The sequence below is a fragment of the Pseudomonas arsenicoxydans genome, assembly GCF_006438915.1.
GTDB classification, from domain to species: domain Bacteria; phylum Pseudomonadota; class Gammaproteobacteria; order Pseudomonadales; family Pseudomonadaceae; genus Aquipseudomonas; species Aquipseudomonas arsenicoxydans_A.
Genome location: NZ_RCZE01000016.1, coordinates 62,269 through 77,846, shown reverse-complemented (window position 1 = coordinate 77,846; position 15,578 = coordinate 62,269). Strand labels below are relative to the sequence as shown.

At 58.2% G+C, this 15,578-nt stretch carries 11 protein-coding genes; 6 read left to right on the top strand and 5 right to left on the bottom strand.

Features of this window, described 5'->3' with window-relative positions; translation table 11 throughout:
- Window positions 1–249 precede the first annotated feature (249 nt).
- From EAH78_RS27785 to EAH78_RS27775, 3 genes are read left to right on the top strand one after another with little or no spacing between them, the layout of a single operon-like run.
- Window positions 250–876 (top strand): response regulator transcription factor, encoded by a 627-nt coding sequence (locus EAH78_RS27785; protein ID WP_027925739.1) that lies wholly within the window; start codon window positions 250–252, stop codon window positions 874–876.
- An 8-nt stretch (window positions 877–884) separates the two neighbouring features.
- Complete coding sequence (locus tag EAH78_RS27780) at window positions 885–4,529, top strand: transporter substrate-binding domain-containing protein (RefSeq protein WP_140670937.1); 3,645 nt, start codon at window positions 885–887, stop codon at window positions 4,527–4,529.
- A gap of 49 nt (window positions 4,530–4,578) precedes the next feature.
- Window positions 4,579–7,527, top strand: coding sequence for an HD domain-containing phosphohydrolase (locus EAH78_RS27775; protein WP_140670934.1), 2,949 nt, complete (start codon window positions 4,579–4,581; stop codon window positions 7,525–7,527).
- On the opposite strand, the gene EAH78_RS27770 is transcribed toward EAH78_RS27775, so the two are convergent.
- Both EAH78_RS27770 and EAH78_RS27765 read right to left on the bottom strand, forming a co-directional pair.
- Entirely contained in the window at window positions 7,528–8,010 is a 483-nt protein-coding gene (locus EAH78_RS27770; RefSeq protein ID WP_027925736.1) for a GAF domain-containing protein, read from the bottom strand.
- A complete protein-coding gene (locus EAH78_RS27765; RefSeq protein WP_140670932.1) occupies window positions 8,007–8,897 on the bottom strand; it encodes an ATP-binding protein in 891 nt (296 codons plus the stop codon). Before EAH78_RS27765 ends, EAH78_RS27770 begins: the two co-directional genes overlap by 4 nt.
- Window positions 8,898–9,063: 166 nt before the next feature.
- Here EAH78_RS27765 and EAH78_RS27760 point away from each other — a divergent pair, with 166 nt between their 5' ends.
- Window positions 9,064–11,385 (top strand): hybrid sensor histidine kinase/response regulator, encoded by a 2,322-nt coding sequence (locus EAH78_RS27760; protein ID WP_140671072.1) that lies wholly within the window; start codon window positions 9,064–9,066, stop codon window positions 11,383–11,385.
- On the opposite strand, the gene EAH78_RS27755 is transcribed toward EAH78_RS27760, so the two are convergent.
- The 3 genes from EAH78_RS27755 to msrB all read right to left on the bottom strand — a co-directional run bounded on the left by EAH78_RS27755 (window position 11,369) and on the right by msrB (window position 12,877).
- Window positions 11,369–11,830 (bottom strand): MarR family winged helix-turn-helix transcriptional regulator, encoded by a 462-nt coding sequence (locus EAH78_RS27755; protein ID WP_140670930.1) that lies wholly within the window; start codon window positions 11,828–11,830, stop codon window positions 11,369–11,371. The two genes, EAH78_RS27760 and EAH78_RS27755, sit on opposite strands and share 17 nt — an antisense overlap.
- Window positions 11,827–12,312, bottom strand: coding sequence for a glutathione peroxidase (locus EAH78_RS27750; protein WP_007943706.1), 486 nt, complete (start codon window positions 12,310–12,312; stop codon window positions 11,827–11,829). Before EAH78_RS27750 ends, EAH78_RS27755 begins: the two co-directional genes overlap by 4 nt.
- A gap of 169 nt (window positions 12,313–12,481) precedes the next feature.
- Window positions 12,482–12,877 carry a peptide-methionine (R)-S-oxide reductase MsrB gene (gene msrB / locus EAH78_RS27745; RefSeq protein WP_140670928.1) on the bottom strand — a complete coding sequence of 132 codons (396 nt, stop codon included), beginning with the start codon at window positions 12,875–12,877 and terminating at the stop codon, window positions 12,482–12,484.
- 226 nt (window positions 12,878–13,103) lie between these two features.
- Between msrB and EAH78_RS27740 the strand changes: the two genes are divergently transcribed.
- Together EAH78_RS27740 and htpX are read left to right on the top strand one after the other, a co-directional pair.
- Window positions 13,104–14,315 carry a pyridoxal phosphate-dependent aminotransferase gene (locus EAH78_RS27740; protein WP_140670926.1) on the top strand — a complete coding sequence of 404 codons (1,212 nt, stop codon included), beginning with the start codon at window positions 13,104–13,106 and terminating at the stop codon, window positions 14,313–14,315.
- Window positions 14,316–14,632: 317 nt separating this feature from the next.
- Window positions 14,633–15,523, top strand: a complete 891-nt coding sequence (htpX, locus tag EAH78_RS27735) for a protease HtpX (protein ID WP_027925729.1) — start codon at window positions 14,633–14,635, stop codon at window positions 15,521–15,523.
- Window positions 15,524–15,578: the final 55 nt, after the last annotated feature.

The window sequence follows — 15,578 nt, the reverse complement described above, 5'->3', positions numbered from 1 at the left end:
AAACCATTAAAACAAACTTTGTAAATTTATTGACCCTGACTTACCCCTAAAAAACATCACACAACCATCAACTTAATACCTACAACACTTCCTTCGATCCTGACTCAAAATCGAACTGGAACGTAGTCCTATTCCTCTTCAATTGTAGGAATTGTCCTATATCACTGCTATCGACCCGTCAGTTCATGCGCCCCCTCAACTATCTGAGCTAAGGTGCGCGCTTTATTTGAGCTCGAATGGGATCTGATTATGAACTCCGTTTTTATTGTCGACGATCACCCCGTTATCCGTCTTGCCGTCCGAATGTTGCTCGAACATGAGGGTTATAAAGTCGTCGGCGAAACTGATAACGGGGTCGACGCCATGCAGATGGTCCGCGAATGCATGCCAGACCTGGTTATTCTCGACATCAGCATTCCCAAGCTGGATGGACTGGAAGTTCTATCCCGTTTTAATGCCATGTGTACTCCGTTAAAAACCCTGGTTTTAACGGCCCAGTGCCCTACCTTGTTCGGTATTCGCTGCATGCAGTCCGGCGCGTCGGGATATGTATGCAAACAGGAAGACCTCAGTGAACTGGTTAGTGCAATCAAAGCGGTGCTTTCAGGCTACAACTATTTTCCCAGCCAAGCGCTGAACCCCGTCCGTAGCGATGACACGCGATACGCCGACCTGGAACTCTTCAAGTCAGTCAACGACCGGGAATTGATGGTATTGCAACTGTTTGCACAAGGCCGCACCAACAAGGAAATTGCCAAGGGCATGTTCCTGAGCAACAAGACCGTCAGCACTTATAAAAAACGCTTGATGCAAAAACTCAAAGCCAAATCACTGGTTGAACTTATCGATATGGCAAAACGCAACGCCTTAGTGTGAGAGACCGGATGCCCAGTCGTTTAAAGGATTATCTGATACTGATCACCGCAGGCTTAAGCCTGAGCACCTCAGTGTCTGCGACACACTCCGCCAGCGAGCATTACTCCCTGCTCAGTCGCTCAATGGTCGGGCACATGGAAGTACAACTAGATACATCACAGCGACAATGGATCACAGACAAACGCGAATTGATTCTTGGCAGCTCAGCCCCCGATTACCCACCGTTCGACCTGACCAGCAGAGGCAGCGACTATGAAGGGTTCACCGCCGATTACGCGGGCATCCTTGGTAAGGCGACCGGCCTGCCAGTCAAGGTTCAGCGCTACGCTTCCCGAGAAGAGGCCATCGATGCGCTGGAAAACGGCGAGGTCGACATGCTGGGCAGCGCCAACGGCTTTGAGGCACGTAACGCCGACATTGTGCTGTCGACACCTTACGCCGCGGATCAACCGGTCCTGGTGACACGGGAAGGAGAAACTCGATCCCTGTCCGATGGACTGGCCGGATTGCGGTTGAGCATGGTGTACCACTATCTACCGATGGAAGAAGTCAAATCCCTGTATCCAAAGGCGATCATCACGGTCTACCCGTCTTACCAGAATGCAATAAACGCGGTCGCGTTCGACCAGGCTGATGTCTTTCTCGGTGACACCATTTCAACCCACTACTTGATCAACAAGGGTTATCTGAACAACGTCCGGATGGCCAACTTCGGTAAACACGAAGTCCACGGCTTCAGTTTTGCCGTGCACCGCAACAACCCGGAACTGCTTGGGATCATCAACGCGATACTGAAAGCCACGCCCACCCATGAGCGGGAAGATATCGCCAAACGCTGGAGTGCAGGCAGTGACATTCTTCTCACCGATCACAAACTGCAACTTACCACTCTCGAAGAACGCTGGTTGGCGCAACATCCGGTGGTTCGCGTGGTGGTCAATGAGGCGTTTGCGCCGCTGACATTTTTCGATAACGACGGCAACTTTCGGGGTGTTGCTGCCGATCTGCTCGAGCTGATCAGATTGCGCACCGGCTTGCGCTTCGAGATCCATCGCAGCCGAAGCGATGACGAGATGATCGAGCGCCTCAGTCAGCATCAGGCCGATCTGATTGCCGCCCTGCTGCCCAGCGCGCACCGTGAAATGCTGCTGAATTTCAGCCGTCCTTATCTGGAAAACTCTTTTGTCCTGCTGACGCGCAAAGTGACCGGCAGTCCGAACGACCTCACACAGTTTTCGGGTAAACGCCTGACGATTGCTCAGGGTAATCCGATGGTGGATTACCTGCGTCGCGAGTTCCCGAACCTCACTCTGATCGAAACCCCCGACACCTTCAGTGCCGTGCAACTGGTGGCAGAGGGCAAAGCTGAAGGCTCCGTAACCTCGCTGGTGATCGCCAACTACTTCATCTCATCCAGAGTCTTCGAGCAAACACTTCAGATCAGTTCCACCGTTGGCACGCAACAGGCTGCGTTCTCCCTGGCGACAGGGCGTGATGCCAAGGAACTGAGCGCCATCCTCGACAAGGCATTGCTGAGCATTACCCCGCAAGAGCTGGGCATTATCAATAGTCGCTGGCGGGGTTACTCCTCGACGTCACAAAACACCTGGCGCAACTATCACCGGCTGTTCTATCAGGTGGTCATCGGTGTTGGCGTGTTACTGCTGATCTCTGTGGCCTGGAATGCTTACATGCGTCGACAGATCAAACAGCGTCAGGCGGCCGAACTTGCATTGAATGACCAACTTGAGTTCATGCGATCACTGGTCAATGGCACACCACATCCGATCTACGTGCGTGACCGCCAGGGGTTGCTGCAAAGCTGCAACGACAGTTACCTGGAAGCCTTCAGCGCAAAGTACGAAGACGTGATTGGCAAAAGCGTCATTCAAGGCAAGCTGAGCAATGCGTTCGAGGCTCGGGAGTTTGAGGCCGACTATCAGCGAGTCGTAAATGAAGGTACCCCGTTGATTCTCGACCGCACGTTGCAAATCGGCAGTCGCCAGTTGACGATTTATCACTGGGTGTTGCCCTACCGGGACTCGAGCGGTGAAGTGCAGGGCATCATTGGCGGCTGGATCGACATCAGCGAGCGGCGACAACTGTTCGATGATCTTCGGGCGGCCAAGGAACGCGCCGACGAAGCGAACAGAGCCAAAAGCACTTTTCTGGCGACCATGAGCCATGAGATTCGCACCCCGATGAATGCAATCATCGGCATGCTGGAGCTGACCCTCAAACGTATCGAGCCGGCTCATCCGGACCGCCCCGCCATCGACGTCGCGTACAACTCGGCGAAAGACCTGCTGGAACTGATCGGGGACATTCTCGATATCGCGCGCATCGAATCCGGGCATTTGAGCCTGAACCCGGAGCGCGTCCATCTGGGTGAAACGGTCGCGTCGGTCGTCAGGATCTTCGACGGCCTCGCCCGACAGAAACACCTGCAACTGTTACTGGACTTGAGCCCCGCCCAATCGCCACCCGATGTGCTACTGGACCCGATGCGCTTCAAGCAGGTGCTTTCCAATCTGGTCAGCAACGCCATCAAGTTTACCGAACAGGGTCAGGTGCGGATTGTGGTTGATTGGCAGGCCACAGACGAGCCCGAGCGGGGGGTGCTGCGCGTGCAGGTTCGAGACAGCGGAATCGGCATCAGCGAGCAGGATCAACAGCGTTTGTTCGAGCCATTCGCTCAGGCAACACACAGCGCGCAGTCGACCCGAGGAGGCGCCGGGCTGGGCTTGGTGATCAGCCGTACTCTGTGCGAGATGATGGGAGGCAGTTTGCTATTGCGCAGCCAGGTCGGTGCCGGTACGCAGGTCGAGATAGCGCTGCACCTGACGACATTGCCGCCAGACCTGCGGCCGAAAACCGTCGAAGCGACGGTTCACCCTACCTCAACTCCGTTGAACGTCCTCGTGATCGACGATCACCCGGCCAATCGCTTGCTCATGTGCCAGCAACTGGTTTTTCTGGGGCACCACTACCGCGCTGAAACGGATGGTGAAACCGGGTTCCAGGCATGGAAGCATGGACGGTTCGACCTGGTGATTGTCGATTGCAACATGCCAGTCATGAATGGCTACGAACTGGCCCGCCTGATCCGCCAACACGAACAGCAACAGTTGTACCCGGCCTGTGTCCTGCTGGGCTTCACCGCCAACGCACAGCCGGAAGAAATACAACGCTGCAAACACGCTGGAATGGACGACTGTCTGTTCAAACCCCTCAGTCTGGCGGCGTTGAGACTATGGATCGAATGCGTCAAACCGATTGCCCGCGACCCGGCGTTCAGCCTCGAGGGGCTGCAGCTGCTTACCGGCGGCAATCCCAAGATGGATCAACGTCTGTTGCTCGAAGTGCTGAACAGCAATCGTCTGGACCGCCAGGAATTACTGGATTTGTCACAGAGCAAAGACCGCCAGTCATTCCTCGACATCGCTCACAAAATCAAGGGTGCAGCACGAATCGTCCAGGCGGGTCGATTGATCGACAGCTGCGAAGCACTCGAAAACGCCTGCCACGAAGTGTTCCACCCCGAAACCGTAACCGACTGCACCCAAGCCATCGAGCACGCCATGCTCGAACTGGAGCACGCTTTGCAACAACAAATAGGTCACAACGACAGAAGCAGAATGATGGAGCCTTAACTATGCTTGGGCGCTAAGCAGTGTGTTAACCATCACGGAGAGATCAGTAATGTCCAACCCACTGCGCCCCGATCAACGCAGGTTTCCGCTGCACGTCCATATCAGCGTGATGTTTACCTTCCTGCTGCTGCTCACGGGCGTGGTGCTGGGCATTTTCAATTATCGGCAAACCACGCAGATCATCCTGTCCAGCAGCGAAAAACTCTTCGACCGCGTCGAGCAGGATGTCCGGCTGGATCTGCAAGGCACCTATGCACCGATTCGCCACCTGCTGAGCCTGCTGGCGGACAACCCCGCGACCGAGGCGCACGCGCTGGAGCAACGACTCGCTCTACTGAAACCCTTTAGCCAGTCGCTCAAAGACAATCCCAACCTGGCCTCGCTCTACCTGGGATACGGCAATGGCGATTTTTTCATGGTGCGCCCCTTGCGCATCCCGGCCCTGAGAACGCTCACCAATGCCCCGGATACAGCGGCCTATCAGGTCTGGAGTATCGAACATCCGGCGGACGGTGAGAAGACTCGGTCCCAGTCGTTGTTTTTCGATCAAAACCTGGCGCTCGTCAGCCGCCAGGATAACCCTGAAGAAACCTACGATCCGCGCACTCGCGCCTGGTTTACCAGCGCTCGCAGCGATGAAGGCCAGATCACCACCGAACCCTACGTCTTTTTCTCCACTCACCATGTCGGGACGACGCTAGCCCGACGCAGCGGAGAAAACGCGGTGATGGGCGCCGACCTGACCCTCGCCGAACTGTCGGCGACGCTGGCCAAACATGTGGTGACGCCCCATACCGAAATCGTGCTGTTCGATGCCCAGGGCAATGCCGTTGCCTATCCCGACAGCAGCCGTCTGATCGTCGACGACCAGACCGCACGCCTGATCAAGGCGGCCGATCTGAATCCGGCACTGGGTGCCCTGCTCACCCATCCGCCTGAGGGAAATCGCCTGGACGCCGCCGGTCGTGAATGGATTGTGGCCCGCAGCAGCATGCAGGAAGGCGGGCCGCAAGGATTGCAGCTGGCGCTATTGGTCCCCGAAGATGAATTACTGGTCGATGCCTACCGCATGCGCTGGCAAGGGGCACTGATCACGCTGGCAACGTTGTTGTTGTGCCTGCCGCTGGGGTGGCTCACCTCCAGAATTCTGGTCAAACCCTTGCGCGCACTGGTGCAGGAAGCCGATGCGATCCGCAGTTTCAACTTCAATTTTCCCGTCAGCCGACGCTCGCCCGTGCTGGAAGTCGACCAACTGAGCATGTCGATGACGCGCATGAAGGACACCCTGGCGAGCTTTTTCCAGATATCCGACAGCCTGAGCGCCGAGACTCGTTTCGCACCGTTGCTGCAACGGGTGCTGTTCGAAACGGTGAAGATCGGGCAGGCCCAGGCGGGCCTGATTTACCTGCGCGAGCAGGACGGCGACCGCATGGAGCCCCATGGCCTGGTGATCAACGAGACCTCCCAGGCGTTGCCGACGTTTGGTATTCAAGGCTACGAACTCCAGGATTCACAGAGCCCTCAGTGGATGCAGCAGTTGTCCAACGCCGACAATGTGGTCACTAGCCTGGGCTTCGAAAACGCAGCCGATCTGCAAAAGGTGCTGCTGGCGCTGGAATGCCCACGGGTCCACCTGATTGGTATCCGGCTGCACAATCGGCATAACGAAACCGTCGGCCTGCTGGTCCTCTTGCTGGCCGACAGCGGCGCACAAAGCGATCTGGAAAAGCTGCGTCCGGACCGCATCGCGTTTCTCCAGGCGGTGTCTGGCGCGGCGGCGGTGAGTATTGAAAGCCAGCGATTGCAAGCCCGGCAGAAACAACTGCTGGACTCTTTCATTCAATTGCTGGCTGGCGCCATCGATGCCAAAAGCCCTTACACCGGCGGGCATTGTCAGAGAGTGCCGGAATTGACGCTGATGCTCGCCGAGGCTGCCGCGGCCAGTCAGGAGCCGGCCTTCAGCGGTTTTCACCCCACGGAAGATGAATGGGAAGCCCTGCACATAGCGGCGTGGCTGCACGACTGCGGCAAAGTCACCACCCCGGAGTATGTGGTCGACAAAGCCACCAAACTTGAAACCCTGAACGACCGCATCCACGAAATCCGCACGCGTTTCGAAGTGCTCAAACGCGATGCCTGGATCAATTACTGGCAGGCCATCGCCCACGGCGGTGACGAACATCATCTGGCCGAATTGCGTAACGCCAACCTGGCGGGGCTGGACGATGATTTCGCGTTCATTGCCCTCTGCAATCTGGGCGGCGAGGCCATGGCCGAAGCCGACCTGCAACGCTTGCGCGGCATTGCTCAACGCACCTGGACCCGCACCCTGGATGACCGACTTGGAGTTTCATGGGAAGAGCATCGCCGCCAGGCACGCACACCGGCCCCGGCGCTGCCGGTCAGCGAGCCGTTGCTGGCGGACAAACCCGAGCACCTGTTCGAACGCGCCGAAAGCGAGCTGATTCCGGCTGACAATCCATGGGGTTTCAAGCTCGATGTACCGCAGTACAAATACAATCGGGGCGAACTCTACAACCTGAGCATTACCCGAGGCACGCTGACTCGCGAAGAGCGCTACATCATCAATCACCACATGGTGCAGACGATCCTGATGCTCAGCCGCCTGCCCTTCCCCAGCCACCTCAACAACGTCGCCGAGATCGCGGGCGGCCATCACGAAAAAATGGACGGCACCGGTTATCCCAAACAGTTGAAGCGCGAAGAAATGAGCCTGCCGGCACGCATGATGGCGATTGCCGATATTTTCGAAGCGCTGACCGCCGCCGATCGCCCGTACAAGAAGGCCAAAACCTTGAGTGAGGCCTTGGGCATCATGGCCAACATGTGCCGTGACGCCCACATCGACCCGCAGCTGTTCGGGCTGTTCGTCCAGGCACGCATTTATCTGCAGTACGCAGAACGATTCCTCGATCCACAGCAGATTGACGCCGTCGACCCGAACAGCCTGCTGGCCAAGGCAGGCTTGAGTGCCTGATCAGCAATCGGTCAGGCGCAGGAAAATCGCCGCCAGGCGCTCGATGCCGGCTTGATCCTCTGCGGTAAATCGCGCCAGTTTCGGGCTGTCGAGGTCCAGCACACCGATCAGTCGACCGTCCTTGACCAGCGGCACAACCAGTTCGCTGTTCGATGCGCTGTCGCAGGCAATATGACCGGGAAATGCATGCACATCTTCAACCAATTGGGTCTGCAAGGTCGACGCCGCCGTCCCGCACACGCCGCGACCGAACGGAATCCGCACGCAGGCAATCTGCCCCTGGAACGGACCGAGCACCAGTTCTTCGTTGCGATTGAGGTAGAAACCGGCCCAGTTCAAATCATCGAGCTGATTGAACAGGAAGGCCGAGAACTGCGCAGCGTTGGCTATGAAATCACGCTCGTCCGCCAGCAACGATTCCAGCTGCGCCCACAACATGCCGTAACCATCCAGCCCTTGGCCGCTCTTCTGTAAATCAATCATGCTTTGTGCTCCAACAGCTTGAGCCCGACCCAATAGCGGGCAAATTGATAAGCGCAACGTCCATTGCGATTGCCACGGCCACCAGCCCAACGCACCGCGAGGATGTCCAGCTCTTCGTCACGCTGCCACTCAAGGCCGGCCTTGTCGGCCAGTTGACCGATCCAGTGTTCGACGACGTTAAGGAAATGCTCCTGAGTAAACGGATAAAACGACAGCCACAGGCCGAAGCGGTCCGACAGCGCAATCTTGTCTTCCACCGCCTCGCTTGGGTGCAGTTCACCATCGACGCGTTTCCAGTTTTCGTTATCGCTTTCCTTTTCCGGCACCAGGTGACGGCGGTTGGACGTGGCGTACAGCAGAACGTTGTCCGGCGCTTGCTCGAGGGAGCCGTCGAGCACGCTCTTGAGTACGCGATAATCGCCCTCGCCCGCCTCGAACGACAGGTCGTCGCAGAACAGCACAAAGCGCTGCGGCAACTTGGCGATTTGTTCGACCACGCGCGGCAGGTCCGCCAGGTGATCGCGCTCGATCTCGATCAGGCGCAAACCGGCCTGGGCGTGTTCGGCGAGCAAGGCACGCACCAGCGACGATTTACCGGTGCCGCGCGAGCCCCAGAGCAAGGCGTGGTTGGCCGGCATGCCGTCGAGGAACTGTTGAGTATTTCGCCCCAGTTGCTCCAGTTGCCGGTCGACGCCGATCAGGTCGGACAGGCGCATGTCGAGGCTGACGTGCAGCGGCAAGAGAAAACCGCTGCGACCCTCGCGCTGCCAGCGAGCGGCCAGGCATTGATTCCAGTCGATGGTCTGCCGAGGTGCGGGCAGCAGCGGCTCGATACGGGCCAAAACAGCATCGGCGCGTTCAAGAAAAGCATTCAATCGGGCGTCCACGTCTTCTCCTCGAGCAGGTTCACAGTGATGATGGCGATACAGCGACGAATACACAGCGTTCAGTGCCCGGTTCATCCCCTGCTCAGGGGTTCGCGAGAACATCGGAATCCATGCATGATCGACTATGCTTGAGCAGCGAAAGGAAACGGAAGTGGTTCAACACCCCATGGACATCAAATTCACCCACCGGCTCTCATACAAGCAAGCCAGGCTTACTGTGCTGGTGGGTTTCATTCTGGGCACGCTGCTCAGTCTGCTGCAAATAGGCATCGATTATGCCAGCGAAGACGCCTCCATCAACCGCGAAATACAGTCTTTGCTGGAAATCAGCCACAACCCCGCCTCACGCATCGCCTACAACATCGACGCCGAACTCGCTCAGGAACTGACCATGGGCCTGGTGCGCTCACCGGCGATCCTCAGCGCGAAACTCACCGACAACAACAATACAGTGCTGGCCAGCGTCAAACGCCCAAGCGCGCAAAGTGGCTATCGCGTGATCAGCGACTTCCTGTTCGGCGCCCATCGGCAGTTCGAAGACCGTCTCTTTCTCGATCACCTGCCCAACGAATCGCTCGGGACCTTGCAACTGGAAGTCGACACCTACGCCTTCGGCAGTCGCTTCCTGCGTCGAGCCGAGGTGACGCTGCTCAACGGCTTCGCCCGAAGCCTGATCCTGACAGGCATTCTGTTGGCGCTGTTCTACGTGATGCTGACCAAACCCTTGGTGCGGGTCATCCGCGAACTCAGTGGCCGCGATCCGCGCAGTGCAGAGCCGACCTGGCTGGAATACCCGGCGGGGCATGAAAACGATGAAATCGGTGTGCTGGTCAAAGTCGCCAATCAACAATTCGAAAACATCGCCACCGAAATCCAACAACGACGCAACGCCGAAAACCGCCTGACCGACTACCTCAGTCAACTGGAAAACATCGTTTCGGCACGCACAGCCGAACTCAAGGCGATCAATGCCAGGCTCAGCCAATCCAATCAGGAACTGGAAGTCGCGCGCACCACCGCCATCGAGATGGCCGAAGCACGCTCGGTGTTTCTGGCCAACATGAGCCACGAAATTCGCACGCCGCTCAACGGCCTGCTGGGGATGATCGCGCTGTCACTGGACGGCCCGCTCTCGGCCGAACAGCAGCAACAACTGTCGATCGCCCATGACTCGGGCAAAGTGCTGGTGGAACTGCTCAACGATATTCTCGACCTGTCGAAATTCGATGCGGGTCAACTGGAGCTCGAACACATTCCGTTCGACCTTGGCGCGCTGGTGGAAGACACCGCCAACCTGCTGTCACAGAATGCAGCGCCGAGCGTGGAGCTGACGTGCCTGATCGATCCGCAATTTCCGGCGCTGGTGCTGGGTGACCCGACCCGAGTGCGGCAAATCGTCAGTAACCTGTTGTCCAATGCGCTCAAATTCACCCGATTCGGTCGGGTCGACTTACGCCTGTCTGCGTTCGAAGAGGGCGTCAGAATCGAGGTCTGCGACACCGGTATCGGGATCGCCCACGATGCCCAAGTCAAAATTTTCCAGCCGTTTACCCAGGCCGGCGCAGGTATTACCCGGCAGTTTGGCGGTACCGGGCTGGGCCTGGCCCTGACCTATAACCTCTGCGAAGCCATGCAGGGAAGCCTGACGATCAGCTCGGAAGCCGGTTTTGGCAGTCAGTTTTGCGCCGACCTGCCGCTGCCTGCCCACACTCGCGCCATGTCCCCGGCACCGCTGCCCGGCAAGGTGCTTGCGATCACCGCTGCCAGCAGCGGTCTGGCCGAACTGCTGAAAACCCTGCTGCCGGCGTGGGGACTCGATTATCAACAGCGCTCCATCGATGACTCGCTGCTCGGGCTTGAGCCTGATGTCCTGATCACCGACTGCCCCGAATGCCTGTTTGGCCTGCGCCCCACGCTTGATGCGCCGATTCTGCTGGTGACCGCTTATGGCAACTTCATGCCCAGCGAACAGGTGAGCGCCCTCGCCCCCTTGCAGCAACAGGCACGACCGCTGGCACGCAACGCGCTGTACCAGACGTTGCGGCGGGTCTTGCAGCCAGAAATCACGACGATCAATGGCGCACGGATCGAAGCCCTTCCCCACCAGCGGCGCGGGCGGGTATTGCTGGTCGAGGACAACCCGGTCAATCAGTTGGTCGCCAAGGGCATGCTTGGCAAACTCGGCTGCGAGGTCATCGTCGCCGCTCACGGGGCCGAAGCGCTGGATCAACTGGAGCAAAGCGACTTCGACCTGGTGCTGATGGACTGCAACATGCCGGTGATGGACGGCTATGAAGCCAGTCGGCAAATTCGGCGCAGCGGACGCTGGCCGCAACTGCCCATCGTCGCGCTGACCGCCAACGCCATGTCCGAGGAGCGCGAACGCTGCCGCGCGGCGGGCATGAGCGACTACCTGGCCAAGCCTTTCCGCCGTGAAGAACTGGCCGCGCTGCTTGATCTATGGGTTCCGACTACGACAGTGCCTTGATCTGCCCCAGCAAATGATCGAGACCATTACGCAGATCACTCAGGCGATCCAGATCCACCCCACTGTCGCACAACAGGCGCGCCTTGAGCGGGCCGACCTGATCGCGCAATGCCTTGCCGGCAGCTGACAGACTCAGGTGCACCTCACGCTCATCGCGAGCCGAACGCTGACGCTGCACCAGCTGCAATTGCTCAAGTCGCTTGAGCAACGGCGTCAGGGTGCCGGAATCCAGCGCCAGGCGTTCGCCCAGCGCCTTTACAGTCGGCTGCTCGGGGGCGACCTCCTGCCATTCCCACAGCACCAGCATGGCCAGGTATTGCGGGTACGTCAGGCCGAGCTGGTCGAGCATTGGCTTGTACGCCCGGATCACCGCCCGGGAAGCCGCATAGAGCTTGAAGCAGAGCTGGCTGTCGAGCTTGAGCGAATCGACTGACAGGCTGTTCATTTGAGCAGAGCTTCGATCTCGCGGCTCAGGTCCTGCGGTTTGGTCGCCGGGGCGAAGCGCTTGACCAACTGACCGTCCTTGCCGATCAGGAACTTGGTGAAGTTCCACTTGATGCCCTGCGAACCCAGAACACCCGGTGCGCGTTTTTTCAACTGAACGAATAGCGGATGCGCGCCGGCACCGTTGACTTCGATTTTCTTGAACAGCGGGAAGCTGACACCGAAATTCAATTCGCAGAACTCGGAAATGGCGCCTTCATTGCCGGGCTCCTGCTTGCCGAACTGGTTGCACGGAAAGCCCAGCACCACCAGCCCCTGGTCCTTGTAGGTCTGCCACAACTCTTCCAGACCTTTGTATTGCGGAGTGAAGCCGCACTTGCTGGCGGTATTGACCACCAGTACGGCTTTGCCGGCGTAATCGGCCAGGGTCTTTTGCTCACCCTTGATGGTGGTACACGGGATGCTCAGCAGGTTGTCGGTCATGATTTGGACTCTTGATGAAAGAACATGGGCCAAACATAGCGAGCAATTGAATTGTGTGCAATTTAATAAATCAATAGGAGTACGACAAACCCTGTAGGAGCACGGCTTGCCGGCAATGACAGACTCAAGGACGCCATCGCCGGCAAGCCGTGCTCCTACAGGGCTCACATTATTCGCGCGGTACCAAATCCAGGCACACCGAGTTGATGCAATAACGCAGGCCGGTCGGCGGCGGACCGTCCGGGAACACGTGCCCCAGGTGTGCATCGCATTTGGCGCAGACCACTTCGGTGCGGATCATGCCGTGGCTGACGTCACGGATCTCGACCATGGCGCTGTCGCCGATCGGCGCGTAGAAGCTCGGCCAGCCGCAACCGGAGTCAAATTTCGTCTTGGAGTCGAACAGCGGCTCGTTGCAGCAGATGCAGTAGTAAACGCCGTCAGTCTTGGTGCCGTTGTATTTGCCGGAAAACGGCCGCTCGGTGCCCTTGAGGCGGCACACGTTGTACTGCTCCGGGTCGAGCATGGCCTTCCATTCTTCCAGGGTTTTTTCCAACTTTTCCATCATCACACCTCAGCAACTGAAAAAGCCCGATCTGTACCTTTTCCACGGATCGGGCGGCACGTATGATTGCGCCTCGTCAAACGCCAGTCTGGCAGCCAGACCACGCGCATTCAAACGGATTTATGGGTGCTGCATCTCAAGGCGTCAGGCCTGTGTGAATACGCAGGATTCCCAGTACGGTAGTTCATACACCGCCTGGATCGTTCATTTTCGGGAACACATCGCCATGCAGGTCAGCAAATCGAACAAGCTCGCCAACGTCTGCTACGACATTCGCGGCCCAGTGCTCAAGCACGCCAAACGCCTGGAAGAGGAAGGTCATCGCATCCTCAAGCTGAACATCGGCAACCCGGCGCCTTTTGGTTTCGAAGCGCCGGACGAAATCCTCCAGGACGTGATCCGCAACCTGCCGACCGCCCAGGGCTATAGCGATTCCAAAGGCCTGTTCAGCGCGCGCAAGGCCGTGATGCAGTACTACCAACAGAAGCAGGTTGAAGGTGTCGGCATCGAAGACATCTACCTGGGTAACGGCGTTTCCGAGCTGATCGTGATGTCGATGCAGGCCTTGCTCAACAATGGCGACGAAGTGCTGGTGCCGGCCCCGGACTATCCGCTGTGGACGGCCGCGGTCAGCCTGTCCGGCGGTAACCCGGTGCATTACCTGTGCGACGAGCAAGCCAACTGGTGGCCGGACCTGGCCGACATCAAGGCCAAGATCACGCCGAACACCAAGGCGCTGGTGATCATCAACCCGAACAACCCGACCGGTGCGGTGTATTCCAGGGAAGTGCTGCTGGGCATGCTCGAACTGGCGCGCCAGCACAATCTGGTGGTGTTCTCCGACGAAATCTACGACAAGATTCTGTACGACGACGCCGTGCACATTTGCACCGCGTCCCTGGCCCCGGACCTGCTGTGCCTGACCTTCAACGGTCTGTCCAAGTCCTATCGCGTGGCCGGCTTCCGTTCCGGCTGGATTGCCATCTCCGGCCCGAAACATCACGCGCAGAGCTACATCGAAGGCATCGACATGCTGGCCAACATGCGCCTGTGTGCCAACGTGCCGAGCCAGCACGCGATCCAGACCGCACTGGGCGGCTATCAGAGCATCAATGACCTGGTGCTGCCGCAGGGCCGCTTGCTGGAACAGCGCAATCGCACCTGGGAACTGCTCAACGACATTCCGGGCGTCACCTGCGTCAAGCCGATGGGCGCGCTGTATGCATTCCCGCGGATCGACCCGAAAGTCTGCCCGATCCACAACGACGAGAAGTTCGTGCTCGACCTGCTGCTCTCCGAGAAGCTGCTGGTGGTTCAGGGCACTGCCTTCAACTGGCCTTGGCCGGATCACTTCCGCGTGGTGACCCTGCCGCGCGTGGATGACCTGGAGATGGCCATCGGGCGGATCGGTAGCTTCCTCAAGTCCTATCGCCAGTAAAGGGTCGGTCACCGTGCGACTTTTTACGAAAGTCGCGCGGTGATTAATTCAGCAACACATCTCTGCGTCCTGCCGCACATCCTGGCTTCAAGTCATACCTGGTCACTGGTTGGGGGCTCGCGTCTAACAACTACGGGGCCCGCGCCGCGCTTCGCCTGTCAAACATTTACCATGCCCGCGTCGGAAAAGGGCTGCAAGCGGCTAGACTGTTGCCGTAGGACACAGTTTGAAATAGTCACTCGGTTGAATAGCCCGGTGCAGCACCTTATATACCCCGCAGTACGCTACATCTTTAGCACGAGGAGATTTCTACAACCATGATGCGCATCCTGCTGTTTTTGGCCACTAACCTGGCGGTCGTGCTGATTGCCAGCATCACCCTGAGCCTTTTCGGCTTCAACGGGTTCATGGCGGCCAACGGGGTTGATCTGAACCTCAATCAGCTGCTGATTTTCTGTGCGGTCTTTGGTTTTGCCGGTTCGCTGTTCTCGCTGTTCATCTCCAAGTGGATGGCGAAGATGAGCACCAGCACCCAGATCATCACCCAGCCACGCACCCGTCACGAGCAATGGCTGCTGCAAACCGTCGAGCAATTGTCCCGGGAAGCCGGGATCAAGATGCCTGAAGTCGGGATTTTCCCAGCCTACGAGGCGAACGCGTTCGCCACGGGCTGGAACAAGAACGACGCACTGGTCGCGGTCAGTCAGGGTCTGCTTGAGCGTTTCTCGCCTGATGAAGTAAAAGCTGTGCTGGCCCACGAAATTGGCCACGTGGCCAATGGCGACATGGTCACCCTGGCGCTGATTCAGGGCGTGGTGAACACCTTCGTGATGTTCTTCGCACGGATCATCGGCAACTTTGTCGACAAGGTGATCTTCAAGAATGAAGAAGGCCAGGGGATTGCCTACTACGTGGCAACCATCTTCGCCGAACTGGTGCTGGGCATTCTGGCCAGCTCCATCGTCATGTGGTTCTCGCGCAAGCGTGAATTCCGTGCCGACGAAGCCGGTGCACGCCTGGCCGGTACTGCCGCGATGATCGGCGCCCTGCAGCGCCTGCGCGCCGAACAAGGCCTGCCGGTGCACATGCCGGACACCCTGAACGCCTTTGGCATCAACGGTGGCATCAAGCAAGGGTTCGCCCGGATGTTCATGAGCCACCCGCCGCTGGAAGAACGTATCAACGCGCTGCATCGACTTCAGCGCTGATTGTTCAGCACCCAAAAAAGAAGGCCCGCAGTGATGCGGGCCTTTTTTTATTTGC